Raw genomic sequence first — 24,731 nt, 5'->3', positions numbered from 1 at the left:
CCCCTCAACCTGCTCCCCCAAGCCTCATTTCTTTGCAGGGGACTCCTGCGGTGCCTTTTTCGGCGTCCACAGCTTCCAGACGGGGATGAGGTTTGATTCAGCGACCTCTTCTGCCGAAGTAGGTCGCTCCTGGATGGCGACGTAGTCGCTTTGAAGATTGAACATTCTTTGGAAGTTCTCTGCCTTCTCAAACATCGTCTGGTAGGCCGCTTGAGCAATGTCGGCCTCCTTTTTGAGCTTCTCATACTCGGACATTTTCGCACCGAAGCTGAGGCTTTCCTTTTGGAGTTCCGCGATCTGCTTTTCGATTACGGTGATGGAGCGCTCGATGGCGGTGAGACGTCCCTGCATCTCCTCCCGCAGGGGCTCGATGAGGGCTTCAAGCAGGAAGCGTGCTTTTGCAGCCTTCTCAGTAGCTTCCTTCACCTGCGGATGGTCGGCGCTTTGGCTTTTGAGCAGGAATTTCAGTTCATTTTCCGCCCGGCGGACTTCGCTGCTCGTTTCGAGATAATCCCTCTCCGTGCGGGTGACGGGCGAGCCAGACTCGGTGGCGCGGTGCTCCGCCTGCGAAGCGGCGACGGGAATATTTTCGAGATCCAATTGCAGCTCGGCCTGCTGCGTACGCAGCTTTTCCCGCTGGTTTTTCAGCGCGGTGAGGAAACTCGCCGCCTCATTGTTTCCATTGGTGACGGTGAGGATGTTGTTTGCAGCGGCGAATTTGGAGAATGCCTCATTTTTCTCCTCCATGGTCTTCTGCTTGTTCACGACTTCCTGCAGGAAGGTGGACAAAACTTTGCCCTGAGCCTGCTCGCGAATGATTTGGCGAAAAGCGATGAACTCATCGAGCAGGGCATTGAGGTAAATCTGCGTGTACTTCGGGTCCTCGCCCGTCGCGAGGATATTGAAGATGGCAGAGCCTTTGGTTTGTCGCACTTCGATTGCGACGTCTTTATCTTTTAAATCCGGGTGCAACGAGTGAACCCGCTCACGGGCTTTGTACTGCATTTCGGCGGACTCGATCGTCTCGATGATGGTGCCGTAGAAATCCTGGAGCTGCTCCTCCCAGCGATACTGCATGTCCGCCACCATTCGGCCCCCAGCGACCAATTTGGCTAGGCTGCGGAAGACAGGCTTCTTCGGTGTGAACTCCATTTTCGTCATCGCAACCAGGGCAATGAAAGCGGATACCAAAGCGAGAGCGACCATCGCGCCGAAGCCGACACGGCCGCGCCAAAGATTCGTGCGCATGAGCTGCTGCACCCGCTGACGCACCTCTGAGCTGGCCAGCATCGGCACCCCACCCGCCTGGGGTAGGGTCGCGGGCATCCCCGCAGCGATCTCCACCAGCGTGCGGGCATACTCTGCGGCGTCCTCACCAGCCATCAGGGCATGATCATCCGCCGCGTGCTCCGTCTCCGTGTGCAGGCGATGCCGTGCCAGCCAGGCGAGCGGCTGCCACCACCACACACAGGCCGTCAGCCGCGCCAGAGCATGCCAGGGCACATCCGAGCGGTGCAGATGCGCCAGCTCATGCCGCAGGGCACTGCGCAGGCGGTTTTCCGGCCAATGTGCCGCCTCCGCAGGCAGCCAGATCGTGGGCCGCAGCCAGCCGGTGATCATCGGCGTGTGCAAATCCTGTGTCAGCATGCAGCGCGGCCACTTTTTCGGCGTCAGGCTCTGTAGCAGCCTGGAAATCCGCTGCGGAGCCACCGTCGATTTCCGCCGCAACCAGCCCATGCCCATGCATGCCCGCCCCAGCCGCCAAAACACCCAAAAGGCCGCTCCAGCCATCCACAGGTGCAAAGCATGCTCATCACACCAATCCATGATTTTTTGGCCCAGAGTAACTTCCGGCATCACATAGGGCGTAATCGGCGCAACAGGCTGGGATAGCCCTTCTTCATCCAGCGACACCTCACGGATCGGCATCGTGATCTCCCACTCCACCACCGTCGCAGGCCTGGAGAACTGCGGCATCAGTCGCCACAGCCCCAAAACCAGCAGCCCCAGCAAAGCCACACGCCAAATCATGCTCCGCGAGCGAGCCGACCTGCCACGCAGCAATTCGCTGACGGCCAAAGCAGCCACCACCAGCGCAGAACTGGCCGTGAGGGCTGAAACGAGCAAACTCAGCGCCGGATGCTGCGCCAGAGCCTGGAGAACATTTTCGATATGGTAGGAGATCATGACTCGCGAGCGTTGTTGATGAGGGAGATGAGTTTATCCGCCTCCTCGGCGGAGAGTTTGACGTTCTTTTTGCCCAGCAGGGCCAGCGCAGCCTCTCCCACGCTGTCCTCGAAGAAGCGGTCCACCAGGTTCTTCAGTGCACCGACACGGGCCTTCTTCGCCGAAACCGGCAGCGTGAACCAGTCACGACCGTCCTCGGACGTTTTGATCAAATGCTCGCGCTCCACCAGCAAGCGCAGGATGCTGCGCACCGCCGAGTAACTCGGAGCCTCTGGCAGCTCCTCCTCGATCTCCCGTGCCGAGACACGTCCGTGACGCATGACGATCTCGATGACTTGGCGCTCACGCCGACTGAGTTCGGTAGAATGATTTTCGTCCCACATGGGTGCTGAATTATCAGCAGGCCGTCAAATCGTCAAGCACAGGTTGCTGATTTTTCAGCATGGGCCCCATTTTCTGCACCATGCATCATCTCAAATCCCGCAGCGCATGGAGCCCACCTTCAGAAACTCGAATCCGCCTCGCCCCATCCTTTCTCGATGGACCAAACCACGCTCGATGCCCCTGAAAATACGCATTCACGAAATCCTCCGAGCCAATCACCGCCCCCTCCGTGAAATGCCGCACCCGCGAGCGCACCAACTCAACCAGCGATAGCCGCCCTTTTTGCGCCAAAACCTCCTCCGCCTGCTGCTCACTCACCCCACGCCGAGCCACAGCCTTCCCATCCGCCGTTTTCACCTCTCGCCCCACCGAAAACAACATCTGCCGATACCCCTCCCGCGCTCCGCTCTTCACCCAATCCTTCTCCCCCATATTTCGCCCCGTCACTCGGCAAATACCACGCTGGCATTCCTTGTTCCCTCCCAGCGCCTCCGCATAACCACACCACCGGTAATCCTTCGGGTCCACGACCATCCCCGCTCGCACCGCATTCAGATCAATATACGCCGCCATTGCGAGAAGAGGGTTCCCTTTCCCCTCCACCAGCACACTGCGGAACCGATCCATCCACAACGTGCCCTTGCGCTTGTGACGCTTGTTGTACCACTTCGTAAATCGTGTTTTCAATTCCTGCATGAACACCGGCAAATTGCAAAACCGCCTCTTCAGCAACTCCAAGCGCCACCGCACCAGCCCCTCTGAGCCACGCTTTCTCAGTTCCTCAAACTCTTCCCGCAGCCCCTCCACGAACGCTTTGCTATAAAGCACCCGCAGATGCCGAAAGAGCTTCTCCTCGCCCTCCGCGTCGCTGAGACCCCCAAACTGCTCTTCGAGCCACCGCTTCTGATCCGGCACCTCCAGCAACAGGTGAAAATGGTTTCCCATCACGCAGTAAGTCAGCACCCTCAATCCGCAGAACTCCGTCAGCCGCCAGATCACCCTCCGCAGCGCCTCCTTCTCCACATCATCCCAAAACACCGCCCCGCCACAGGTGCGGGACATCACGTGGAAACAATTCGTCTGCGCCTGAAACCCCCGAATCCGCCTGGAGCCCCGCCCCGAGCGCAAATACGGCCCCGTCTTCGCATTCACGCCGATGAGCTGCTTTTCTAGATCCGCCTTGGAAGCATTTAACTCATGGGAGGAGGGCGCAACAGTGTTCATGGGACTGGAGTGGTAGGCGTAGTTAGCGTGAAGACCCCAATCTTGAATAAAGTTATCCGTTGTGGCAACAATTATATTGCAGAGATTTAGTACCTTATTGTTGCCGCAGATTTCTTGCGGGGGTCTCAGGACTGCCGGGGCCGGACGGTGGCGGATTTCATGGGGACGGGGGAGACGGGGAGGAGCTCGGCCTGGATGGTCTGAGGGGTCTCGTTGGATGGGGTGATGATGAGCTGGTGGAGGTGCTCTAGTTCGGCCTGGATTTCGTCTTTTAACTCTTGGGCGTCCGCAGAGCCAGGAGGGAGGGTGGCGAGGCGGGAGTGACGTCGGCGCATGTCGTGGTGCCAGTTGCGCATGGGGCGGAGTTCGGCACGGAGGGTGGCGAGTTCTTGGCGGGCGGCTTCGATGTCGTTTTCTAGGTCTTTGAGCGGGGCGGAGTGCTGGGCTTGGAGCTCGGCGATACGGCTGCGGATTTCTTCCAGGCGGCGGGTTTCTTCTGCTTGCTGCTGGCGGGTGACGTGGAGCTGCTCTTGGGCGGTGGCGGCTTGGGTTTCGAGCCGGGTGAGGGCGGTTTCATGGCTTTCTCGGTCTTGGCTGAGGCACTGGAGGGCGGTGTGGAGGGCTTTCTGGCGTGCTTCGGCTTCGGTGAGGGCGTTTTGTGTGTGGGTGAGCTGCTGCTGGGTGTGCTGGAGGGTGTCAACTTGGGCCTGGAGCGCGGTGTGGCGCTGTTGGAGGGCGGTGAGCTGCTCGGCGGCGCTGTGGGCGAGGTCGCGTTGCTCGGTGGTGAGGCGCTGGGCTTCGCGGGCAGTGGATTGGAGCGCGGTGAGTTCGCTGCGAGCGGTGTCGAGGAGGCTCTGGCGGGTGGCGAGGTCTTTTTCGAGGCTTTGGAGCTGGGTCCGGTTTTTTTCGAGTTGGGCGGTGAGTTCCGCTAATTCGGTTTTTTTGGCTTCGAGCTCTTGGTGCTGTTTTTGGAGGGTTTCGCCGGTTTCGCGTTGGAGGGCGGCGAGGTGGGCTTTTTCGTTGGTTTGGAGGTCTTGGAGGCGGGCTTCTGCCTGGGCGATCTGGTGGGTGAGCTGCTGAAATTCGAGCTGGCGTGCGGCGTGGTCGAGCTGGATTTTTTCCAGGGACTGGGTCCACTCGCGGGAGGATTCACGGGCTTGTTTTTCGGCGACTTGGAGGAGGGCGAGCCGGTTTTCTGCCTGGCGGACGGCTGCATCTGCCTGGCGCTCGCGGGTGGTGGTGACGGGGACGCGGGTGGTGACGCTGAGGCCGGGATCGAGTGCTGCTGAGGCGGTCTGTGGGGTGGTGACGGGGACGCGGGCGGTCTTTTTAGGCGGGGCGGGGAGGGTGGGTTTTGATTGGGGTATGTTGGCAGGGTGCTCGAGGTCGAGGATGGCCTGGAGGGGGCCAAAGGAGAGCTTGTCGCCGTGGAGGAGGGTGTGGCTGATGATGCGCTGTCCGTTGACGAAGGTGCCGGTGCGGGATTGCTGATCGAAGACTTGGACGCTGCCGTCTGCGTTCATGAGCAGCTCGGCATGATAGCGGGAGAGGCGCTCGTCCTCGACGACGACGTCATTGTCCTCGGCGCGGCCGATGGTGACGCGTTCGTCGATGGGGACCACCACATCCTGTCCGTCTTCGAAAACGAAGGTGATTTTTGCCATGGTTAGTGAAATGCGGGAGCGGGAGTACGGGTAGTCATGGCGGTGATTTGGGCGGGAAGCAAGCGCAGGGGAGGTGCTGCGGTGCGGGGAGCCGCCTGAGTCACTTCACGGGTTTGAGTTCGAGGCGCTGGATATCGAGGACGGCGGATTTGGCTTTGGTCAATGGATCGACGAGGAGGCGTGTGGTGCCTGCGGGGAGCTCGATTTCGCCGATGGGGAGTTCTTTCCATTTTTGGAAGCCGCCGGTGTCCTGGGTGGTGAATTGGAGGTCTTTGCCGGCGACTTTGACGAGGATTTCGCTGCCGTGGTTGCCGTCGCCGCAGCCGTGGATGATGCTGAGGGCGTATTTGCCGGGTTGGGTGACTTCGAATTCCCATTCGGCGTGGTCATCGGGGCTGGTCCAGTAGCCGAGGCAGTTTTTTTCGGGTTTAGGCTCGTAGCGCATGGTTTCGGACCAGGTGGTGGCGGAGCTGGCGGGGAGGATGATTTTGCCATCGCCGGCCTGGGTGGGCGGGGGGCCTTCTGGGGCGGGGATGAGGGCGAGCTCGATGACGTCGAGGCTGGACTCGGCGGCGGAGCTGGGTGCGTAGAAGGAGCAGCCATATTCGCCCGGTTTGTCGATGTAGATGGTGCCGAGGTACATCGAGTTCGGGGCCTGTGCGGCGGTGAGGGGGTGCTTGAGTGATTGGGTGCCGATTTTGAAGAGGCTGGGTAGGAAGGCGAACTTCAGGGTGTAGGTGAGGCGGACGTGGTAGCGGCCCCAGCGCTTCATGGTGAAGGGCTTCCAGTCGAACTGCTCCCAATGCTGCTGCGCGGTGCGGGTGAAGGTGCCTTTGGCGAATTTCAAAACGCCGCGTGTGGGCATGTCTGCACGCTCGATGGGCTGGTCACTGCCGAATCCGCCGATGTCCACGGGCTTTTCGGCGCCTTTGAAGAGTGACTCGGTGGGGTCTGGTTTGGGCTCGGGCGCTGTTTCGGCTTTTTTTTCTTCTTCAGCGGCGAAGGTGGATGAGGCGGCCAGCAAAGCGGCGAGGAGGAGGTGGAGCGCAGATTTCATGTGTCGAAGTGCGCGGATGATGCGCCGCGCGGCGTTTGCGGCAAGCACATTGCCGACTATGCAGGCGGGCCCCGCATGAAACTCACTACCTGGAACGTCAATGGCATCCGTGCTTCTCTCAACAAAGGCCTACGGGAGTATCTGCGTGATTGCGATGCGGATGTGATCTGCCTGCAGGAGACGAAGGCGCAGGCGGAGCAGGTGGATCTGGGGTGGTTCTCTGGCTACGAGGCGGTGTGGTCGAGCGCGGAGAAGAAGGGCTACTCGGGGACGCTGGTGCTGAGTCGTGTGCCATTCCAGACGAGTAGCATCGGCCTGGGGGTGGCGGAGCATGACCGTGAGGGGCGGCTGATCACGGTGGAGTTCCCCGATTTCTATGTGGTGAATGTCTATACGCCGAATGCGCAGATGGCGCTGGCGCGGCTGGATTACCGCCTGAGCTGGGATGCGGCCTACCGGGCTCATTTGAGGACGCTGGAGGGCAGGAAGCCGGTGCTGGCCTGTGGGGATCTGAACTGCGCCCACCTGGAGATCGATCTGACGAATCCGCGGTCGAATCGTATGAATCCGGGCTTTAGCGATGCGGAGCGGGCCAGTTTCGGTCAGCATCTGGAGGCGGGCTTTCTGGATGTGTTCCGGGTGTTTGAGCCGACGAAGCTGGGCTGCTATACGTGGTGGACGCAGCGCACGCCGGATGCCCGAGCGAAGAATATCGGGTGGCGTCTGGATTACTGGCTGGCGTCTGCCGCGCTGCGTCCGGCGCTGAAGTCCTGCACGATCCGCGCGGATGTGCATGGGAGCGACCACTGCCCGGTGGAGATGGTGGTGGGGTGAGGCGATCACTCACTTGCATCATGAGCGTGGCGTGGCATGGGCAGGGCATGAATCACCCGTTTTCCTGCGCACCACACTGCATCATCGCGAGCACGCGATGCGGGGTACGCATGGCGGTGAGGAGAGGCGTGGCATGAGCGGATTCACTGGTACACTCAATCCCCAGCAGCGTGAGGCAGCCACCCATATCCAGGGGCCGCTACTCATCCTCGCTGGTGCGGGCACGGGCAAGACACGCGTGATCACGGCCCGCATCGCCCACATGGTCAATGAGGGCATCCACCCGAAAAACATCCTCGCTGTCACCTTCACCAACAAGGCATCCAATGAGATGCGTGAGCGTGTCAAAGGCATGGTGCGAGATGGCCTGGGCAAGAAAGTGGTCATCGGCACCTTCCACGCCTTCAGTGCACGCTTGCTGCGTGAGTTCGCGGAGCATCTCGGGTACAAGAAAAACTTCGTCATCTACAGCCAGGCAGAGCAGGAGAGCCTGATCAAACAGATCCTCAAAGACCTGCTCACGGCGGAGGAGAGCCTCGATGCCGGGGTGATGCTCGCCCGCATCAGCAAAGCGAAAAATGATGGCTCCACGCTCGGGGATGCTCAGGAGTCCACCGATGCCGCCATCATGGAGCGCTATGTGAATGAGATGCGGGCACGCAACGTGATGGACTTCGATGACCTGCTGGTGCTGGGCGTGGAGCTGCTCGAAAAGCACGCCGATGTGCGCCTCCAGGTGCAGCAGCGGCATCATTACGTGATGGTCGATGAGTTCCAGGATACGAACAGTCTGCAAATGCGGCTGCTGAAGGCCCTGGTGCCTGCGCCTTACCACGTCTGCGTCGTCGGTGATGATGATCAGAGCATCTACGGCTGGCGCGGTGCCGAGATCACGAACATCACGCAGTTTGAGAACTTCTTCCCCAATCCGCACGTGGTGAAGCTGGAGGAGAACTACCGCAGCACCACCCCCATCCTGCATACCGCGAACAGTTTGATCAAAAACAACGCCGGCCGCCGCCCGAAGAGCCTCTGGAGCCGCAATGACAAAGGTGATCCCGTCCGCATCGTCATCACCAACGACGAAAAAGAAGAGTCCGACATGGTGGCCAAGGAAGTCGAAAGCATCCACTTCGCCGAAAAGCGCGAGTGGGAGGACTTCGCCGTGCTCTTCCGCACCAATGACCAGTCCCGCGTGCTGGAGCAGGCCTTCCGAGGCCGCAAAATCCCCTACCGCGTGGTCGGAGCCCGCAGCTTCTTCGACCGCCGCGAGGTGAAGGACATCATCGCCTACATGAAGGTCATCGCCAATCCGCACTCGGACATCGACCTGCTGCGCATCATCAATGTGCCCGCACGCGGCATCACCCCATCCATCGCCGATCTGGCCCGTGAGCGCAGCGTGGAAAAGCACCACAGCGTGTGGGTAGCCCTCTGCGACCCTGATTGGCAGCGCCAGATTCCGGAAAAGGCACGCCTCGCCGTGCGCGGCTTCATCACCCTCATCAACAAATACCACGGCGCCGCGAACACCCCCGGCACCTCCATCGGCCAGATGGCCGACATGCTGCTCGTAGAGACCCAGTACCTCCCCTGGCTGAAAAAAGGTGCCAAAAACCCCGAGGACAACATCCGCTGGGAAACCGGCGTCGTGGAGCTGGTGAAGACCATGCACGCCTACGACGAAGAAAACCGCCAAGACGGCCTCACGGGCTATCTCGATCAAATCAGCCTCAATGACGAGCGTGAGGACAAAGACGACATCGAAAAGAAAAAAGGCGTGTGCTTGATCACCCTGCATGCCTCCAAGGGGCTAGAGTTCCCCATCGTGTATCTCCCCGGCATCGAGCAGGGCATCCTGCCGCATCGCCGCAGCTTCGAGGAAGGCCGCGTGGATGAAGAGCGGCGGCTCTTTTACGTCGGCATCACGCGTGCGAAGCAGCGGCTCACCATCAGCTTCACCCGCACCCGGTTCAAATGGGGCCAAAAACAGTCCTCCGCACCCAGCCCCTTCCTTTTGGAGCTGGACCGGAAATTCGTCCACGAGATGGACTACAGCCGCCACATGAAAGAAACCGTCACCGTGGAGGAGAACACCAACTTCTTCGCCGGCCTGCGTGCGATGCTGGCGGATGGGTGAGGTCGGCGCTCACTGCGGCGCATCGGGCTTCCTGGCCGCTTCTTCAGCAGCGCGGCGAGCGGCCTCCTCGGCAGCACGTTGCGCTTCCATCTGAGCTTGGCGTTGGGCTTCTTCCGCAGCACGGCGGGCTTGCTCTTCGGCTTGGCGCTGCGCTTCCATTTGAGCCTGACGTTGGGCTTCTTCGGCAGCGCGGCGGGCTTGTTCTTCGGCTTGGCGTTGGGCTTCCATCTGGGCTTGGCGTTGCGCTTCTTCGCGGCACGGCGGGCTTGTTCTTCGGCTTGGCGTTGGGCTTCCATTTGGGCCTGACGTTGCCCCTCCATCTGGGCTTGGCGCTGCGCTTCTTCGGCTTGTTGGCGGGCGGTGGCTTCTTGTTGAGCGGCGGCGGCGGCTTGGGCCTGCATTTGCTGCTGCTGCTGCTGTTGTTGCTGCTGCATGGCTTGCTCCTGGGCTTGAGTTTGGGCCTGGCGGGCGGATTCCTCGGCGACTTTGCGGGCTTGCTCCTCGGCGGCGGCTTGTTGGGCGCTGAGGGCTTCCGCAGACGGGGCAGGGGGCTGGATGACCGCAGGCGGCTCTTGGGGAGCTGGGGGCTGCGCGGGTGCGGCTTCGGGTGCGGGGGCAGCTTCCTGCGCCATGATGGGAGCAGGCGCAGGCGCTATGGACTCGGCTGGGACGACGGGTGCTGGGAGCTCTGGCAATGCGGCGGGTAATGCGGCGGGCAGGGCAGCAGGGGTGGCCACAGTAGGAGCTGCAGGCTCGGTGAGTACGACCGGTGCTGCGGGGATCATGGCCGGTGCAGGTGCGGAGGCCCCAGAGAGGGCATCTGGTGTAGGAACCGGAGCAGCAGCAGCAGGTGCCGGAATGGCTGTAGCGAGAGTAGCTAAGGGCTGGGATTCGGCAGGTATGGCGGGCTCTGCGGTGAGCACAGGCATCGCTGGGGCAGTGGGAACCGCTGTGGGCAGCTCCAGAGTGGCGGGAGCCTGTGCAGAGGGGACGACGACTGCGGTAGCAGTGTCCGTCGGAGTGCTGGGGAGGCTCGGTGGCTGTGCTGTGGGAATGACGAGCGGTGCCGTCGCGGGCAACTCAGCGGGCAGCACGGTCTCCGTGCTGACATGGACCACCGTGGAGGATGGATCGACCGTGGGCTGGACGGGTGCGGTGGTGGGCACCGTCGCGATGGTCAAAGGTGCGGCAGGCGGCGGGCGTGGCGTATCGGCCATGAGGACACGATTTTGATCCTCCAGGATGGCTTGCTGGATTTCCTGCCGCTGCGCACTGCTCGCTCCGGCGAAGGCATCTGCCACGACGGGTTTTTCGATGACTTCGGCCGCCTTCGGTGGCGCTACGGGCAAGGTGCCGGGCTGGATGGCCGGGAGCTCGATGATCGCAGGCGTCTGGGGCTGCCCTAGGCGGCGATCTGGACGTGCCGCGACGATCTGATCCGGCCTGAGCGTGGGGATCTGGACCTCCGGCACTCTTTGGTGGCAAATCTGCTCGATCTGCACGCGGGGCGGGCCTCCGAGATGCGAAAAGACATTCACCGTGCCATGACCACCTGCGGAGACGATCTGGGTGATGTTCACCGTGTTTTTAAAGATCGTGGTGTTGTAGCTCAGTGGCTGGTAGCAGGTGGAGTAGCTAGGCTGGGTGAAATGCGTGCTGCGGATGAAGGTGTAGCTAGCTGGCCCCAAGCGGTAGCGTGTGTCGCAATCACGCCGCACAGAGGCGTACGTCAGGCTCGGCTCGGGTGGCAGGGGAGCCCAGCCCACGCAGTCCGTGCTCTGCCGCCACGCCACCCACGCCGGGGCCCACTGCGAGCCCGGCACCCACACCCAGCCGTAGGTGACTAGCTGGAGCCAGCGCCCATAGTGATACGTCGCCCAGCCAAAGGGCTCATTCGTCTGCCAAGTCCAGCCGTAGGTGCTCCACACCCAGCGTCCGTCCAAATAGGGCCGCCAGGTGCGTGAGCGGGCCAACCGTGGCTGAAAGCACCGCCCATGCCCCCGCACATCGATCCAGCGCCCATACGGTGCCAGGCTGTCGTAAAACACCGCCGTATCACGCGGTGCCGTGCTAGACGGAGTAGCCGCGATGGGACTCACGGGCACCTGCGCCGCCAGGCGGCTGCTCAGGCTCTCACTCTGACGACGAGCCGTATCCGCCTGCGTGCGCAGCGAGTCGTTCTGCTGCTTCAGCGCATCTAGCTGGCCCCGCAGAGTCTCATTCTCCTGCTGCTGGAGTTTTTGCTCCATCTCGGCCAGTTGCTTGTCCAGCAGGGCCGCACGCGTCTCGATCTCCAGAGCCTGCCGAGCCAGCGCATCGCGGGCAGCAGCTAGCTCGGCCGCATTTGGCACCGGCGCAGGCGCAGGCACCGGTGCTTGCACGATGGGAGCAGGCGGCACCGCCTTTTCACAACTGCTGATGAGGACGAGGAGGCCGCAGAGTGCGGCATAGGCATAAAAAGCAGGCGGGAGCTTCATGGCGGCCTCAACAGACGCCCCTGAGCACGCAGATATTCAAAAAAGAGCCGCCCCCAGCCATGCATGGCCTAGAGATCGGCACGAACATCATCGTAGTGCATCTCCAGCGGCACCTCTCCGGGTGCGACGCTGCTAGGTAGGTCATCATACCTCGCCTCAAAGAGCAGGCGCAGCGTGCCCTTGGTAAAATCCTGGCCAGGATACTCCTGGGCGAATTTTTCCCGCAGCGGCAGCGAGTAATGCCTCCAGCCGTCCTTTTCCTGAAAAGCCGGATTCATGACAAAGCGTGCATTCCCCATCTGATACGGCTGCGTATCGACTCCGTGGAGGATATGGCGCAGCTGCACATTCGTGCCCGATGCGGGCGTAAAGATGGCCACGGCCTGCGCATACTGCTTGGAGCAGAGCTTCTTCTCCTGGGCGACGCGGCAGCGGAAGTCGAGCTTCTCGGGCAGGCCCTTGCGGATCACGAGCTCCTGCACCGTGCCAAAGACCCGCAGGCTCACAGGCGGGGCGCTAGCCTCCGCACGGACTTTGGCAAAGTGATTGGTCTTACCGTCCGCAGTCGTCTCAGAGCCCAGGGAGAAAGGCCCCCACTGTAGATTCCCCTCCAGCGAGTGCCAGGGATCAGGCTCGTCAGCCTCGAAATCACCATTCACCAGCTCCACCGAGGGAGGAGGCGCTGCTTTGGGCACGACGGGGCCACCCCAGATGATTTTCCAGCCCAAGGCGAGCACCGCTAAACCGATGATGCCAAACACCAACCACAGCACCCTCATCGATGCCTCTTTTTGGGGTGCGGCTGGTGCATGCTTTTTTTTGCTCATGGGATCAATGTTGGTTACAGGCGGAATCAATGCCGCCCACTGGGGCGGCATGAAATGTCGCTGAAGCAGATGCAAAGCGCAAGCAGCCCGCGACATCGCCACTCCGAAGCCCCCCGCTTCCTGTGTGGAAAACCCATCTGGCAAAAAGCCGCGTCCCGCTCCGCATCCGGTCACAGATTCATCCCAGGAGCACCGCTAGGCAAAAAACCCCGCAGATCCATCCAACCGGCTTTGGGTGAATGGCCACCTCTCCCTTCCCTGAACCCTGTTCATCCACAAAAAGCGGTGGACGAATCAGATTCGCCCACAATTTAGTGTGGCTAAACGACGGCGGCCGCGTTCGAACATCACTCCGTTATGGGCAATCAGAACAGAAAAGCTACGAAGCAAGAGATGGCACACGCACGGCGAGTCATCCGCGAGGCTTTCCCGAAGCTCGTGCCAGTATTCGGTGCTCATAGTGATTACGGCGGCCATCGCGCACCACGCGACCACACCATCGCGTTTCGCTTGCAAGACGAGCACGGGAAGTTTTGCTCGAACGTCATCTGGGTCATGCCCGACTGGTTGGGCGCGTTGACGGTCGCAGACGTGCAGGCGATGGTAGACCGAGCAAACGGAAAACGAAAATGAGAGAGTCCATCACAACTCCGCCTAATCGGGTGGAGGTGACAGGATTGCGCCTGTCACCCCTCCCACACCACCCGGCATGCGGCTTTGACGGCGCTTCGCTTGCCCTGCGGGCAGCCTTCGGCTGGCTATCTCCGCTGCTCTCCGGCTCCCTACGCTCGGCTGAACCGGGTAGCTCCAGTCAGATCACTGAGCTTTGATTTTCACCTCAGCTCCATGATGCAGCTTGGTCCAGTCCGTTGGCCCCCTTCGTCGGCTCTGCCTCATCCCTGGCGGGGCAGCCTGTGGCTATTTATCATCGGCCCTCTCCGGGACTTTGGATACAGCATGGACATCCTTTCCCAGGTGTAGTACTTCTTTTGTCGTATGATGTGGTATGTTGGTTTTGCATTTACTACTGGTTCGCTCGGCAGTGGCTCAACGCCGCTCCCCGAACATGCAGATAGGCTTCGCCAGAAACAGCCCGCGATTCTCATACCCAACTCAACCTACTTATTTCGCAGGGAACGAGTAAAAAGTGCGGGAACGGAGAACTAGCGATGCAGTGCTTATTTGAGTTCAATTCACCTCATGTCTCAAGAAAAAGCATTTTTCCACGGGCTCACCTGTATCCGGATTCAAGCGATACAAGACGTAATGGTTTTCAATTTCTGTATGTGCCAATACATACACAACCCACTTGGTGGAACCGAAAAAAGCCGTGAACCAATGATTGTACGATTTCCCCTCGTGACCTAGGTCTTTGAATATAAAAGCTAATGTTTTAGGGTCCGGTTCCATTAAGGACTTCTCAGCCGCCAGAATTGAAAATTCAGGGTGGTTTCTTTTGAATTCTTTAAAAGTGATTAGCTTTACATCCGCGGCAAGAGTTGCCGCATCGTTGAGGATGAAAGCTAACAAGATTAGCAACTTGATGATTTTATTGTTCATTTATCATTTGCATGTTTTTCCTCCAAACCCAGAGGATGTCCCTGGTGCATATCTCAGTTCGCCCGTATTATTACCTTTCCGAGTTTTCAGCTCTTTCACGAATAGCTCGCTGAGATATTACTCTGCTGCTTCTTCGTTCGGCCAAGCAACGATAGATCAATCCTCCCTTGAACCTCGATGATATGGGCATCCCCGCTAAATCGCCTCCGAAGGAATATTCCACAGTGAGATCGGCATCAGGGATTCACGATCACAACAGCTTTGGAGTTGACCTCTACAAGCAAATATGTCCTCAGGAGGGCGAAGCACACGAGAGATGGTTCGCTAGGCTACAAGCCAGGATTCCTGAGGTGACTGTGGGAGAAGTGCTGACTGATGCCTTGCTCAAGCAGATCGTTGCCCGAACTGAGTATGAGCTGCCAAAAGAACTGATGTCTTTATGGGCGGTGGCACCAGGCATCTCGATTGAGCATCACAACTTCCTGTTCACTCCTGCGGACTTTCTTCGCGAGAACATGTTTTATGTCGATTTTGTGCCTGAGATACCAAAGCAGATGGTATTCGTCGGAGGTAACGACGGCTTCAATGCCGCCGTTGCTCTTGGCGCTGATGACACTTTCGTTTATGAGTGGAGCCATGAGGAGGGTTTTACAGGTCTCAAGGCTGCATCCATCATGCATTACGTCTCAGAGGCCATCGCATGGTATGCGACAACCTTTTCCCCCTTCTGTGTTCGTCGAGGATATGTTCCGAAATGATTTGTCATCGACCAACGCCGAATCGGGTGGAATAGCTCGAATATCTCGCTGAGATATTATTGTTGCCCCCCCTCCCTGGTCCTGGTGGACAAAGTTAAGCGAATCGGCAACAACAATGACAATTTTGAGCCTGGCTACTTATAGACAGGGCAAAAAAGAATCGGTGGACTTCACTTCACGCGAGCGGGTAAAAACACAGCGCTCATGCCATCTCCCGCTCTCCCTCGTCCAGCCCGCCGCGTTTGGATCGAGGCATTCCTCGTCTCCGTGGTCTGCTTCATCGCCTATCTCAGCCTCATCGGTAGGCCCGCTTACAATACCAATGACGACATCGGCATGGATATGATCGCCGCTGGTGTCTGGACGGATCCCGCAGGCTCTCCGCTGCTCGTTTTTATCCATCCATTGTATGGTTGGGTGCTCAGCGGCCTCTATCGCCTAGCGCCTGCGCATGGCTGGCATGGCACGCTGCTCCTTCTCATCGCCTCGCTCTCACTCATGGGCTGGCTGGCGTCCATCCTGCGTATGCGCGGAGATGGGCTGCTGCGTGCGCTGCTATGGATCGCCGCTGCCGTCGCCACTGGCCTGCTGCTGTCGAATCTGCAATTCACGCTCGTTGCGGCCTTTGCCTGCATCGGCGGCGTCACGCTGTGGTGCTCGATTTTGATCCAAAGAGCAGACGAGACCCGCTGGAGCCGTTTTGAGGCCAGCTTCGCCACCGTGCTGCTGGCCGCTGGGGCCATGCTGCGGCTAGAGAGTGCCTGGATGGTCTGGGGCCTCTCCATTCCACTGCTCTGCGGTGTGTTTTGGCTGCTGCGCAGTAGCTGGCGGCGACCACGGCTGTTCATCGCGGCATCGGCTGCGGGGCTGTTTTTGACCCAGACCAGTGCCGAGCTCTGCTACCGGAGCGAAAGCTGGCAACAGTGGAAGCAACTGAACCATGCCAAATCCGAAATCCTCGATACCAAGCGCGTGAAGTGGGACGAGTCCCTTTTCGCGAAGCACGGCTTCGATGCGAACGACTTCAACATGCTCTTCACCTGGCAGTACTTGGATGCAGAGCGCATCTCTCCTGCCAAACCAGCCGCCGTGGTGCAGGAGGCACTCTCGCGCAACTCCAGTGAGGCCAAGCCACCCGCCGTGCAGAGGCCCCTGGCGCGGTTTTTTGCCAAGGTGGTGGAGTACATGCAGCTGCACCCTCTCTACTGGCTGCTCGTAGCGGCTTGGCTCGTCTCCGCTGCATGGAGTCGCCGCCGTGTGGCCGTGAGCGTGCTCACCTTCGCCAGTGCCTTCGCCTTGCTCTACTATCTCGATGTCGTCGTGAATCGGCTGCCCGTCCGCGTGATGGCTGGTGTGGTGCTCTCCGCCCTAGCAGCGCAGTTTTTCATCTCCAGCCTAGCTCCGCAGCCCACCGAGCACACGCCGACGAAGCGTGCGAGCCTCTGGAGTGGTGCTTTGGCCATGCTGCTGGCTCTTTATCCTCTGCACGCCTTCTACCTCTACTGTGTGCAGTGGACCGGCCAAGTGCAGGAGCGAGAGCGCAAGCTCGATGCGATGCTACAAACCTGGAGTCAGCACCTACCCGCCGACGCCATCGTGTACAGCCCCGCAGGTGCCATCGATGTGCGTGACATCTCGCCTCTGCGCTCCACGAAGGACCTACCGCTGCGCCGGGTGCTCTCCGCAGGCTGGCTGAACCAGTCCCCGCTGCTCGATGCACAACTCGCTACCCTCGGTCTTGATCCGAAAGCTGTCTTCCCCTCGCTCGCCCGACAGCCCGCCGTCTATCTCGCAGGCAAAACAAACAAAGAAGAGATGCTTTTCATCATGCGCACGCTCAAGCAAGCCTACCGCGAGCGATACCACCTCACCCTCAGCTACCAACCCGCCGAAAATCTCCCCGGCCTGCTGAAGCTGGTCTTCACCCCCATCACAGACGCTGCACCAGCAAAGTAGATCTCGCTCCGTCGAACATGGAGCCTAGAAACATCCCACGATTTCAACTTTGTGATTCCACAAAAAACGGTGGACGAAGCTGATTCGCCCACAATTGAGTGTGGCTAAACAACGTTCGCCCAACTAGCACGCCGCCCGTGAAACTGAGCTACATTCTTAACTTATTGGTGCTGTTGTCGGCTCCCGCGTTCGCCGCTGAAACTTCCGTGGAGCGCGACCTTTCGGCAGAGTTCGGTTCTTACTCCGGTGGCTTCGTGCTCTACGATGAGGCGCAGCAGCGCTGGCTCCGCTACCAGCCCGAAGAATGCCACACCCGCACTTCCCCGTGCTCGACGTTCAAGGTGCTCAACTCACTGATAGCTTTGGAGACTGGTGTGGCCAGCGGCGCTGATTTCAGGCTCCCTTGGGATGGCACTCGCCGTTCCATTGAGTCTTGGAATCAAGACCAGACTTTGCGGAGCGCCTTTACCACTTCCTGCGTTTGGTATTATCAGGCTTTGGCAACGCGCATCGGGTTGGAACGTTACCAGCAAATCATTCCTAACGTCGGTTACGGCAACAATGACCTGACCGGCGGCGTGACCCAATTCTGGCTTCAGAGCTCTCTGACCATTTCGCCTGACGAGCAGGTGGAGTTTCTGCGCTGCCTTCACGCTCGCAAATTACCCTTTTCCGCCAAGAATGTGGACATGGTGCTCGATATTATGACACTCTCGCAAGCCGGCCAAACGGTCTTCCGTGGCAAGACCGGAAGTGCGAAGAAGAATGTCCCGATCCTCGGTTGGTTTATCGGCAGCGTTACCAGCCCATCGGGGCTTTATCTTTTCGCCACCCGCATCACCGGGGGTGAAAACCCTTCCGGGATCACCGCCCGCAAGATTACTGAGTCCATTCTTTTCACGCTCAACATTCTTCCCAAACATGGAATAGAATAGCATGCGGAAACAAGGTTGTTGCTCCCTAGTGGGGTCGCCATCGCTTGAACTTTGATATGGCGTCGCTCACGCGTCCCTCCCAGAACGAGCAAGCAATCACTCGAGCCAAGCATTCACAACCAAGCCATGAACATAGACCTACCACCGGTTATTGCTGCCTTCTTCCACGCCACCAACACACGGGAGTTTGCGGATTTCCTGTCGCTGTTCACCGCCGATGCCCATGTCAACGACGAGGCCAATGATTACTACGGTGCCGAAATCGCAGCGTGGATTGACCGGGCTACCGCAGACACGAAGCCGACGGTGGACGTGACTGGCGTGACACGCGACGGCGAGCAGCTTGCCGTCACGGCCGGAGTCAGCGGGAATTTCCCCGGAAGCCCGGTGCAGCTTCGTTACTCCTTCACACTCAAGGACGACAAGATCGCTACGCTGCTCATCAAAGCCTGAGCCTAGGCCACCCGTCACACCCCACGATTTCAACGCTGTGAGTCCATAAAAAGCGGTGGACGAATCTGATTCGCCCACAATTGAGTGTGGCTAAACAACGTTCGCCTAATTTCAACGCATCCCATGACTCACACAGAGCCTGCAGCCGTAGTTCAGCGGCAGCTTGACGCCTATAATAGCCGCGACGTCGAGGCACTTCTGTCCATATACGCGGAGGATGCTGAGATGTTTGAGCACCCAGCCACTCTTCTCGCCAGCGGTTCGGCGGTATTGAGGGAGCGTTTCATCGCTCGGTTCCAAGAGCCCAACCTTCATGCACAGTTGTTGAGCAGGATTGTGATGGGCCAGACGGTGATCGATCACGAAGAGATTACCCGCACCTTTCCTGAAGGGTCGGGTCAGCTCAGGATGATTATGATTTATGAAGTCCGAGGAGACAGAATCGCCAGAGTTTGGAGCATCGCTGGAGCCAAGACTCTTGACTGATTTGCGGCTAACCCAATCGCCCTACGATGCCTCGCGTCCTAAGGTTTTGTGATTTTTTAACCGCTAATTTGACGCTGACCCGACGCTAATCCCAAACCAAATATCAGCGTTAAATTAGCGTCATATCAGCGGTTCCATCTCTTGTATTCAACCCTTTGGGTGAGGAGAGGCTTCATACCGGTTTGGCCACACGCTGGGTTCCTCTCGCGGAGCGAGAGGAGTACGTTGCTTCGCGGGAATGGCTCGATTTGGGGAGGGGTTGCGGCTCGGAAAGGGGGTCCGGGGTCTTGGGGGAGGGTGTGGGGATCGAAAACGGGCAGGGTTGAGAGAGTCACGTCTTGCTCATTTGGTATTCGGCCCTACCATCGCGCCCCACTTATGCTACGCGCCGGAATCGTCGGCCTACCGAATGTAGGCAAATCCACTCTCTTTAATGCTGTCACCCGTACCCGAAAGGCGGAGGCGGCAAATTACCCGTTTTGCACCATCGAGCCCAATAATGGGGTGGTGACGGTGCCGGATGAGCGGCTGGCGGTGCTCTCGAAGATCTCTGGCTCGTCCAAGCTGATCCCGGCGGCGATCGAGTTCGTGGACATCGCGGGCCTGGTGAAGGGCGCGAGCCAAGGAGAGGGCCTAGGGAATAAATTTCTGAGCCATATCCGTGAGACGGATGCGATCGTGCATGTGGTGCGCTGCTTTGAAAATGGCGACATCACGCATGTGAGCGGCGCTATCGATCCGGTGGCCGATATCGAGGTGATCAATACAGAGCTGATCCTGGCGGATATGGATGCGATCCAGCGCCGGAAGGATAAGGCCGAGAAGAATGCCAAAAGAGGCGAAAAAGAGGCGAAGGCGGAGCTGGCGATCTGTGAGCGGCTGATCCCGCATTTCGATGCCGGTAAGCCTGCGGTGACGCTGGAGATGACGGAGGATGAGCGGAAGCTGGTGAAGAGCTTTTTCCTGCTGAGCTCAAAGCCCTGTATCTTTGCCTGCAATGTGGCGGAGGGCGATCTGGCCGCTGCCTCGAATGACCCGGATAATCATCCCTTTGTGGGCAAGGTGCGTGAGTATGTGAAGCATGCGCATGAGGCCAGTGCGGTGGTGGTGAGTGCTGCGATCGAGAGTGAATTGATCGACCTGAGTGAGGAGGAGGCAAAGGCTTACCTGGCAGACATCGGTGTGACGGACAGTGGTGTGTCACGCCTGATCAAGGGTGTGTATGACCTGCTGGGCCTACAGACCTATCTGACGACCGGGGAGAAGGAAACGCGTGCATGGACCATCGTGAAGGGCATGAAGGCCCCGCAGGCGGCGGGGGTGATCCACGGTGATTTTGAGCGTGGATTCATCGCAGGTGAAATCGTGCCGTATCATGATCTGGTGGAGCTAGGCTCGTATGCAAAGTGCCGCGAGAAGGGGAAACTGCGCATCGAGGGCAAAGAATACGTCATGAAGGACGGCGACGTGGTGGAGTGGCGATTCAACGTGTGATCACGTCGTCACTTGGAGGCCTCGACCGCGATTTTGATGCCGATTTCCACCGTGGGCTCGGCTTCATCATGCATGGGCGGTGAGGTGGGCTGGCCGCCCTGGGACTTGAAGTCTGTGCCTACGGACCAGAGCAGTCCACGGGAGCGATCATAGAGCAGTGGGCTGGCGGAGAAGGGATCTGGCGGCAGATCGCTGAGGAAGTGCGGTTTCAGCGCATCGAGGGTGACGGGGAGGGTCTTTTGCGCGGCGACATGGCGGTGCAGGGCAAAGAGGGTATTCACCAGCCCGCAGCGTGCACGAGCGAGCGCGAGCTGGGCCGGTAGGGAGCGGTAGCCCGCCATGCGTGCGGCGAAATAGACCTCGCCCTCGGAGTTCGGCTGATAGCCGCGCTGGCGGGCGGAGGATGGGGCCTGGGTGGTGACGAGGCCGGTATTGGCCAGAGGTGCACGTGCCTCCATCTGGAGCTGGCGTATTTCATTGGCAAAGAGCTGGAGCGTGGCGCTGGGCTTGAAGAATAAACGGCCTGGGCGGCGGAGCTGGGCACCGGCGGGCATGGTATCGGGCGGCTCGCCACTCTCCGCACCGAGGAGGAGCTTTTTCTCATGGAAATAGAAGGCTCCGAGGGCCTGGGTGAGGGCCTCCACCTTCGGCTCACGGGCGCTGTACTGGCTCTGGTGCAGGCGCAGCAGGGGCTCTGGTAGGCGTGTGTTTTGCAACTGGGCGGCGAGGGATTGGGCGGCCATCTGGTGTGCCTCCAGCGAGCGTGAGTAAAAGCTGGGCCAGGCCCAGATCTGCTCCAGACGCCAGGCCAGATCTGCCAGATCGACTGCTGCGGTGAAGGCGTCCTCTTCCTGCCCTTTGCGGGCGACATAGGCTGCCTGGGCCTGCTTCACGAGAAAGGCGAGCCGCCAGCGTGAGTCGCTACCGAGATCCGTCATGTGCCACGCGGCATGCGCGGGATGCCAATCGGCCTCCTCCAGCAGATCACGCAGGTTATCGAGCGCAGCACCATTCAAAGTGACGAATTTGGAGAGCGTGGGTGTCTCCCACAGCCACGGTGGTGTGCCGGGTGTCGTGCCCTGTGGGGGCGGGACTAGAGACTCCAGGAAGGTGCGCACCTTCTCCGGCATTTTCGTCACAGCGGTCTGGTCGATGGGGCGGCGTGGGCGGAGATCATCATCTGCACCCGGTTTCACATCATCCAAGTACTGCCACGCGAGAAAGACGAACACCAGCAGCCCCAGGCTGAGAAAAATCATGGCTGGCCAGGCACTGCTGCGCGGCAGATGCAGCGGCGCTGGGCGCTGGGGAGGCGCGGTAGCTGCGGGGCGGGGCTCGGCCTGCCGGCGCGGGGCATGCACAGCAGCGCGGGGCTCCATGACGGACTCTGCACTGCGTCTGCTCTCTAGGCGGTCATCGTTTTCGTCTTCCTGCTCGGCAGGCTCGGTAGCCGTGGGCAGCGGCCGTGCGGCCTGTCGGCGTGGGGCAGGCGTGGGCGGCGGCGGCTCCTCCTGCCTGCGTGGGGCACTGCGCCACTCGTGATCCAGCTCCCACGGCGACGGCGGCCTGCCGCGTGCCGCACGGGGAGCGGCGGGTGGCGGGGTGGAGTGCGAGGGAGTCAACATGCGGAGCGCACTAAGAACGCATGGCCCGCACACGGTCAATCAGCCAGACCTCAAGAGTAGCTTGCGCAAGTGGCAGAGCGGGTTAGTATCGCCACCCTTGCCTCCCGGCATACATGGTGACCGTAGTTCAAAGGTAGAGCCCCAGATTGTGATTCTGGTTGTTGCGGGTTCGAATCCCGTCGGTCACCCCATTTTTTTCTGGCACGCGGCGCATGGCCCACGCTAACAAGTAAGCCTCTCCCCGCGCATGGACTCCACGCCTGACAGCATCCTCGGCCACATCTTCCGCGAGCCCCGCCTGCTCGCAGAGGCACTCACGCATGGTAGCGTCAGTTACGAGAGCCAGCGGGCCGGCATGGACAATCAGCGCCTCGAATTCCTCGGCGATGCGGTGCTCCAGCTCATCCTCAGCCATGTCTTGTTCGCTCGGCTGCCAGAGGCCGATGAGGGCCGCCTCACAAAGACTCGCGCCCATGTCGTCAGCACCAAATCGCTCGCAGCACTCGCCCGGCGGCTCGGATTAGGCCGTTTTCTCTTCATGGGCCGTGGTGAGGAGGCCAATGGTGGCCGTGATCGCGACTCCTCACTCGCAGATGCTCTGGAGGCTGTCATCGGTGCTGTGTATCTCGATGCGGGTCTCACTGCGGCCATGGACTTCGTCCAGCGTGTGATCGGCGATGAGCTAGAGGACATCCTGCGTGGCTCTGGTGACTCCAATCCCAAAGGCGACCTCCAGGAGAAGCTGCAAGCCGTCAATGCCATCGCCCCGCACTACCGCATCCTCTCGCAGAGCGGCCCCGATCACGCCAAGACCTTTGAGGCTGCGGTAAGCTGGCAGGGCATCGAGCTAGGACGTGGCAGCGGCAAAAGCAAAAAAGAAGCAGAAGTCCAAGCCGCCGAGGCCGCCCTCTGCCGGGATGATTTGGCCTCACTCCTCACCTCAGCCACACCGTGAGTAACCTGTGCCTTTCCCGACCAACAATTCCCCTGAAGCTGTGAGTAACTGTGCTTTTCCTGAGATTGACCTGCTTCCTCACACTCACTCGCAAAAGCATTCACAACAACACTGCCTGTGGAACGCTGCATTTCTAGGCGCAGAACACACTTCTTGCGCTTCTTCACAGCCCTTACGGATATGGATGAATCCATAAATTTACCTTCATCTTTAATACAGCATGTGAAGAACTCATTTTCAGAGCCTTCAGCAGCCTACAAACAGCTCTCCACCGCCAATTTGCAACACCACGCTCTGCGCACCGTCTGAGTGCTGCCCATGATGGACTCCCTCATCGAACTGCTACGGCAGCAACTCAACAATCAAGTCTTTGCCGGAGGTGTCGCCCTGGGGATCACAGGCTTCCTCCTCGCACTGATCCACCGCCTCGGGCCAGTCATCTGGGGCTTCCTGAAGCGCCTCTTCGTCGTCACTGCGGTGATCGACAGCCGCAACGACATCTTCCAATCCGTCATCAAGTGGCTCAATGAGCTGCCGTATAGCCGCCGCACGCACTTCTTTGCCGTCACGCAGGAGCACGCCTCCTCACAGACAGCTGGGCGCATCCCACGCCTGCTCTACAGTCCAGCGCCGGGCTTTCACCTCATGCGCCGCGGCTTTCACCTCGTCTGGATCGAGCGCACACTCGAAAAGGATCAGATGCAGGTCATCGAGACACTCCGCATCTCCATGCTCCTCGCACGGCGAGAAGACTTTGAGATGCTCATCCGCGACATCGTCCAAGCGAACTACGGCCAGTGGATCGGCCGCACGCAGCTCTTCACACCTGACCCCTGGGCAGATGAATGGCGCCTGCACACCACCAAGCCAAAGCGTGCCCTCACCTCCGTCGTCCTGCCCACCGGCGTGCGGGACCGCATCTTGGAGGACATCCGCCGCTTTCATGCCAGCAAAGAGCGCTATGAGTCCCTGGGCATCCCCTGGCGGCGTGGCTACTTGCTCTTTGGACCACCCGGTACTGGCAAAACCAGCCTCGTCTTTGCCCTTGCTGGTGAGCTGGACCTCAACATCTGCACACTCAGCCTCACACACCGGAAGCTGAATGATCAAAACCTCGCGGACATGCTGCAAAGCACCCCGCCACTCTCCATCATCCTGCTGGAGGACGTCGATGCCTTCTTCCAGGCACGGACGAAGCAGGATACCAAGATGGAAATCAGCTTCAGTGGCCTGCTCAATGCCATCGATGGCGTCGCTGCACAGGAAGGCCGCGTCGTCTTCATGACCACCAATCACCGCGAGCTCCTCGATCCCGCGCTCATACGTCCAGGTCGCATCGACGTCGCCTTCGAGCTCGGAAATGCCGGCTCAGAGGAGCTGCGTGGCATGATGTTGCGATTCTTCCCCACCGCCGCAGGCCCAGAGCTAGACGCCATCATCGACCACTACGTCCCCGGCAGCCTCAGCCCCGCCCAGATCCAGCAGCTCCTCCAAGATGAGCACACCGCCCCCGCCGCCCTCGAATCCCTGCGCAAACTCGTCTGGGGGTGAAGAATAATAGGCGGTGGGCGCTGATTCTCAGAAAGTACAAACAATACGGAACCAAGTAAAAAAACCATAGCGTTACCTCAAGGGAACTGCTTTGATGCGGGCGCTGTGATTTGAGGAAGTCGCAGCACCTCGTTTCGTCCCGAGACTCTAAAATCCAACAACAC

General features: G+C 59.8%; 20 protein-coding genes and 1 tRNA gene. 12 read left to right on the top strand and 9 right to left on the bottom strand.

The window, feature by feature from the left end:
* Positions 1-24: 24 nt before the first annotated feature.
* The 5 genes from IPK32_21105 to IPK32_21085 all read right to left on the bottom strand — a co-directional run bounded on the left by IPK32_21105 (position 25) and on the right by IPK32_21085 (position 6,516).
* Complete coding sequence (locus tag IPK32_21105) at positions 25-2,187, bottom strand: hypothetical protein (protein ID MBK8094389.1); 2,163 nt, start codon at positions 2,185-2,187, stop codon at positions 25-27.
* Complete coding sequence (locus IPK32_21100) at positions 2,184-2,570, bottom strand: BlaI/MecI/CopY family transcriptional regulator (GenBank protein MBK8094388.1); 387 nt, start codon at positions 2,568-2,570, stop codon at positions 2,184-2,186. Before IPK32_21100 ends, IPK32_21105 begins: the two co-directional genes overlap by 4 nt.
* Positions 2,571-2,655: 85 nt before the next feature.
* On the bottom strand, positions 2,656-3,633 hold the full coding sequence (locus IPK32_21095; protein ID MBK8094387.1) for a hypothetical protein: 978 nt from the start codon (positions 3,631-3,633) through the stop codon (positions 2,656-2,658).
* A 287-nt stretch (positions 3,634-3,920) separates the two neighbouring features.
* The gene (locus tag IPK32_21090) at positions 3,921-5,459 is read right to left on the bottom strand and encodes an FHA domain-containing protein (protein ID MBK8094386.1); all 1,539 of its coding nucleotides are present in this window, start codon (positions 5,457-5,459) and stop codon (positions 3,921-3,923) included.
* A gap of 100 nt (positions 5,460-5,559) precedes the next feature.
* The gene (locus IPK32_21085; GenBank protein MBK8094385.1) at positions 5,560-6,516 is read right to left on the bottom strand and encodes a hypothetical protein; all 957 of its coding nucleotides are present in this window, start codon (positions 6,514-6,516) and stop codon (positions 5,560-5,562) included.
* Between the two features lie 75 nt (positions 6,517-6,591).
* On the opposite strand from IPK32_21085, the gene xth reads away from it, so the two are divergent.
* The gene (xth, locus tag IPK32_21080; GenBank protein ID MBK8094384.1) at positions 6,592-7,350 is read left to right on the top strand and encodes an exodeoxyribonuclease III; all 759 of its coding nucleotides are present in this window, start codon (positions 6,592-6,594) and stop codon (positions 7,348-7,350) included.
* A complete protein-coding gene (locus tag IPK32_21075) occupies positions 7,310-9,490 on the top strand; it encodes a UvrD-helicase domain-containing protein (protein ID MBK8094383.1) in 2,181 nt (726 codons plus the stop codon). Before xth ends, IPK32_21075 begins: the two co-directional genes overlap by 41 nt.
* Here the strand turns inward: IPK32_21075 and IPK32_21070 are convergent.
* Positions 9,403-11,967: a hypothetical protein gene (locus IPK32_21070; GenBank protein MBK8094382.1), complete on the bottom strand. Its 2,565-nt coding sequence runs from the start codon at positions 11,965-11,967 to the stop codon at positions 9,403-9,405. The genes IPK32_21075 and IPK32_21070 overlap by 88 nt on opposite strands.
* Positions 11,968-12,035: 68 nt before the next feature.
* Positions 12,036-12,794: a hypothetical protein gene (locus tag IPK32_21065; GenBank protein ID MBK8094381.1), complete on the bottom strand. Its 759-nt coding sequence runs from the start codon at positions 12,792-12,794 to the stop codon at positions 12,036-12,038.
* Positions 12,795-13,151: 357 nt separating this feature from the next.
* On the opposite strand from IPK32_21065, the gene IPK32_21060 reads away from it, so the two are divergent.
* Entirely contained in the window at positions 13,152-13,427 is a 276-nt protein-coding gene (locus IPK32_21060) for a hypothetical protein (protein MBK8094380.1), read from the top strand.
* A 555-nt stretch (positions 13,428-13,982) separates the two neighbouring features.
* Here IPK32_21060 and IPK32_21055 read toward each other — a convergent pair.
* The gene (locus IPK32_21055) at positions 13,983-14,354 is read right to left on the bottom strand and encodes a hypothetical protein (GenBank protein MBK8094379.1); all 372 of its coding nucleotides are present in this window, start codon (positions 14,352-14,354) and stop codon (positions 13,983-13,985) included.
* 167 nt (positions 14,355-14,521) lie between these two features.
* On the opposite strand from IPK32_21055, the gene IPK32_21050 reads away from it, so the two are divergent.
* The 6 genes from IPK32_21050 (at position 14,522) to ychF (ending at position 20,436) form a co-directional block, all read left to right on the top strand.
* The gene (locus IPK32_21050; GenBank protein MBK8094378.1) at positions 14,522-15,112 is read left to right on the top strand and encodes a hypothetical protein; all 591 of its coding nucleotides are present in this window, start codon (positions 14,522-14,524) and stop codon (positions 15,110-15,112) included.
* Between the two features lie 204 nt (positions 15,113-15,316).
* A complete protein-coding gene (locus IPK32_21045) occupies positions 15,317-17,068 on the top strand; it encodes a hypothetical protein (protein MBK8094377.1) in 1,752 nt (583 codons plus the stop codon).
* Between the two features lie 137 nt (positions 17,069-17,205).
* On the top strand, positions 17,206-18,003 hold the full coding sequence (locus IPK32_21040) for a class D beta-lactamase (protein ID MBK8094376.1): 798 nt from the start codon (positions 17,206-17,208) through the stop codon (positions 18,001-18,003).
* 126 nt (positions 18,004-18,129) lie between these two features.
* A complete protein-coding gene (locus IPK32_21035; GenBank protein ID MBK8094375.1) occupies positions 18,130-18,456 on the top strand; it encodes a nuclear transport factor 2 family protein in 327 nt (108 codons plus the stop codon).
* A gap of 123 nt (positions 18,457-18,579) precedes the next feature.
* Positions 18,580-18,942, top strand: a complete 363-nt coding sequence (locus IPK32_21030) for a nuclear transport factor 2 family protein (protein ID MBK8094374.1) — start codon at positions 18,580-18,582, stop codon at positions 18,940-18,942.
* 378 nt (positions 18,943-19,320) lie between these two features.
* Entirely contained in the window at positions 19,321-20,436 is a 1,116-nt protein-coding gene (gene ychF, locus IPK32_21025) for a redox-regulated ATPase YchF (protein ID MBK8094373.1), read from the top strand.
* An 8-nt stretch (positions 20,437-20,444) separates the two neighbouring features.
* On the opposite strand, the gene IPK32_21020 is transcribed toward ychF, so the two are convergent.
* A complete protein-coding gene (locus IPK32_21020; protein ID MBK8094372.1) occupies positions 20,445-22,061 on the bottom strand; it encodes a hypothetical protein in 1,617 nt (538 codons plus the stop codon).
* A 116-nt stretch (positions 22,062-22,177) separates the two neighbouring features.
* On the opposite strand from IPK32_21020, the gene IPK32_21015 reads away from it, so the two are divergent.
* The 3 genes from IPK32_21015 (at position 22,178) to IPK32_21005 (ending at position 24,567) form a co-directional block, all read left to right on the top strand.
* A tRNA-His gene (locus IPK32_21015) sits at positions 22,178-22,252 on the top strand.
* 56 nt (positions 22,253-22,308) lie between these two features.
* Positions 22,309-23,016, top strand: a complete 708-nt coding sequence (gene rnc, locus IPK32_21010; protein MBK8094371.1) for a ribonuclease III — start codon at positions 22,309-22,311, stop codon at positions 23,014-23,016.
* 318 nt (positions 23,017-23,334) lie between these two features.
* Positions 23,335-24,567 carry an AAA family ATPase gene (locus IPK32_21005; protein MBK8094370.1) on the top strand — a complete coding sequence of 411 codons (1,233 nt, stop codon included), beginning with the start codon at positions 23,335-23,337 and terminating at the stop codon, positions 24,565-24,567.
* Positions 24,568-24,731: the final 164 nt, after the last annotated feature.

The sequence above is a fragment of the Verrucomicrobiaceae bacterium genome (assembly GCA_016713035.1).
GTDB lineage: Bacteria > Verrucomicrobiota > Verrucomicrobiia > Verrucomicrobiales > Verrucomicrobiaceae > Prosthecobacter.
The sequence above is the reverse complement of the archived record's forward strand: the minus strand, read 5'-3'. Positions and strand labels throughout refer to the sequence as shown.

What these genes read in the sequence shown, in the direction of transcription:
- IPK32_21105 (MBK8094389.1), bottom strand. Translation starts at nt 2,187, where the DNA reads ATGATCTCCTACCATATCGAAAATGTTCTCCAGGCTCTGGCGCAGCAT.
- IPK32_21100 (MBK8094388.1), bottom strand. Translation starts at nt 2,570, where the DNA reads ATGTGGGACGAAAATCATTCTACCGAACTCAGTCGGCGTGAGCGCCAA.
- IPK32_21095 (MBK8094387.1), bottom strand. Translation starts at nt 3,633, where the DNA reads ATGTCCCGCACCTGTGGCGGGGCGGTGTTTTGGGATGATGTGGAGAAG.
- IPK32_21090 (MBK8094386.1), bottom strand. Translation starts at nt 5,459, where the DNA reads ATGGCAAAAATCACCTTCGTTTTCGAAGACGGACAGGATGTGGTGGTC.
- IPK32_21085 (MBK8094385.1), bottom strand. Translation starts at nt 6,516, where the DNA reads ATGAAATCTGCGCTCCACCTCCTCCTCGCCGCTTTGCTGGCCGCCTCA.
- xth (MBK8094384.1), top strand. Translation starts at nt 6,592, where the DNA reads ATGAAACTCACTACCTGGAACGTCAATGGCATCCGTGCTTCTCTCAAC.
- IPK32_21075 (MBK8094383.1), top strand. Translation starts at nt 7,310, where the DNA reads ATGGGAGCGACCACTGCCCGGTGGAGATGGTGGTGGGGTGAGGCGATC.
- IPK32_21070 (MBK8094382.1), bottom strand. Translation starts at nt 11,967, where the DNA reads ATGAAGCTCCCGCCTGCTTTTTATGCCTATGCCGCACTCTGCGGCCTC.
- IPK32_21065 (MBK8094381.1), bottom strand. Translation starts at nt 12,794, where the DNA reads ATGAGCAAAAAAAAGCATGCACCAGCCGCACCCCAAAAAGAGGCATCG.
- IPK32_21060 (MBK8094380.1), top strand. Translation starts at nt 13,152, where the DNA reads ATGGGCAATCAGAACAGAAAAGCTACGAAGCAAGAGATGGCACACGCA.
- IPK32_21055 (MBK8094379.1), bottom strand. Translation starts at nt 14,354, where the DNA reads ATGAACAATAAAATCATCAAGTTGCTAATCTTGTTAGCTTTCATCCTC.
- IPK32_21045 (MBK8094377.1), top strand. Translation starts at nt 15,317, where the DNA reads ATGCCATCTCCCGCTCTCCCTCGTCCAGCCCGCCGCGTTTGGATCGAG.
- IPK32_21035 (MBK8094375.1), top strand. Translation starts at nt 18,130, where the DNA reads ATGAACATAGACCTACCACCGGTTATTGCTGCCTTCTTCCACGCCACC.
- IPK32_21030 (MBK8094374.1), top strand. Translation starts at nt 18,580, where the DNA reads ATGACTCACACAGAGCCTGCAGCCGTAGTTCAGCGGCAGCTTGACGCC.
- ychF (MBK8094373.1), top strand. Translation starts at nt 19,321, where the DNA reads ATGCTACGCGCCGGAATCGTCGGCCTACCGAATGTAGGCAAATCCACT.
- IPK32_21020 (MBK8094372.1), bottom strand. Translation starts at nt 22,061, where the DNA reads ATGTTGACTCCCTCGCACTCCACCCCGCCACCCGCCGCTCCCCGTGCG.
- rnc (MBK8094371.1), top strand. Translation starts at nt 22,309, where the DNA reads ATGGACTCCACGCCTGACAGCATCCTCGGCCACATCTTCCGCGAGCCC.
- IPK32_21005 (MBK8094370.1), top strand. Translation starts at nt 23,335, where the DNA reads ATGATGGACTCCCTCATCGAACTGCTACGGCAGCAACTCAACAATCAA.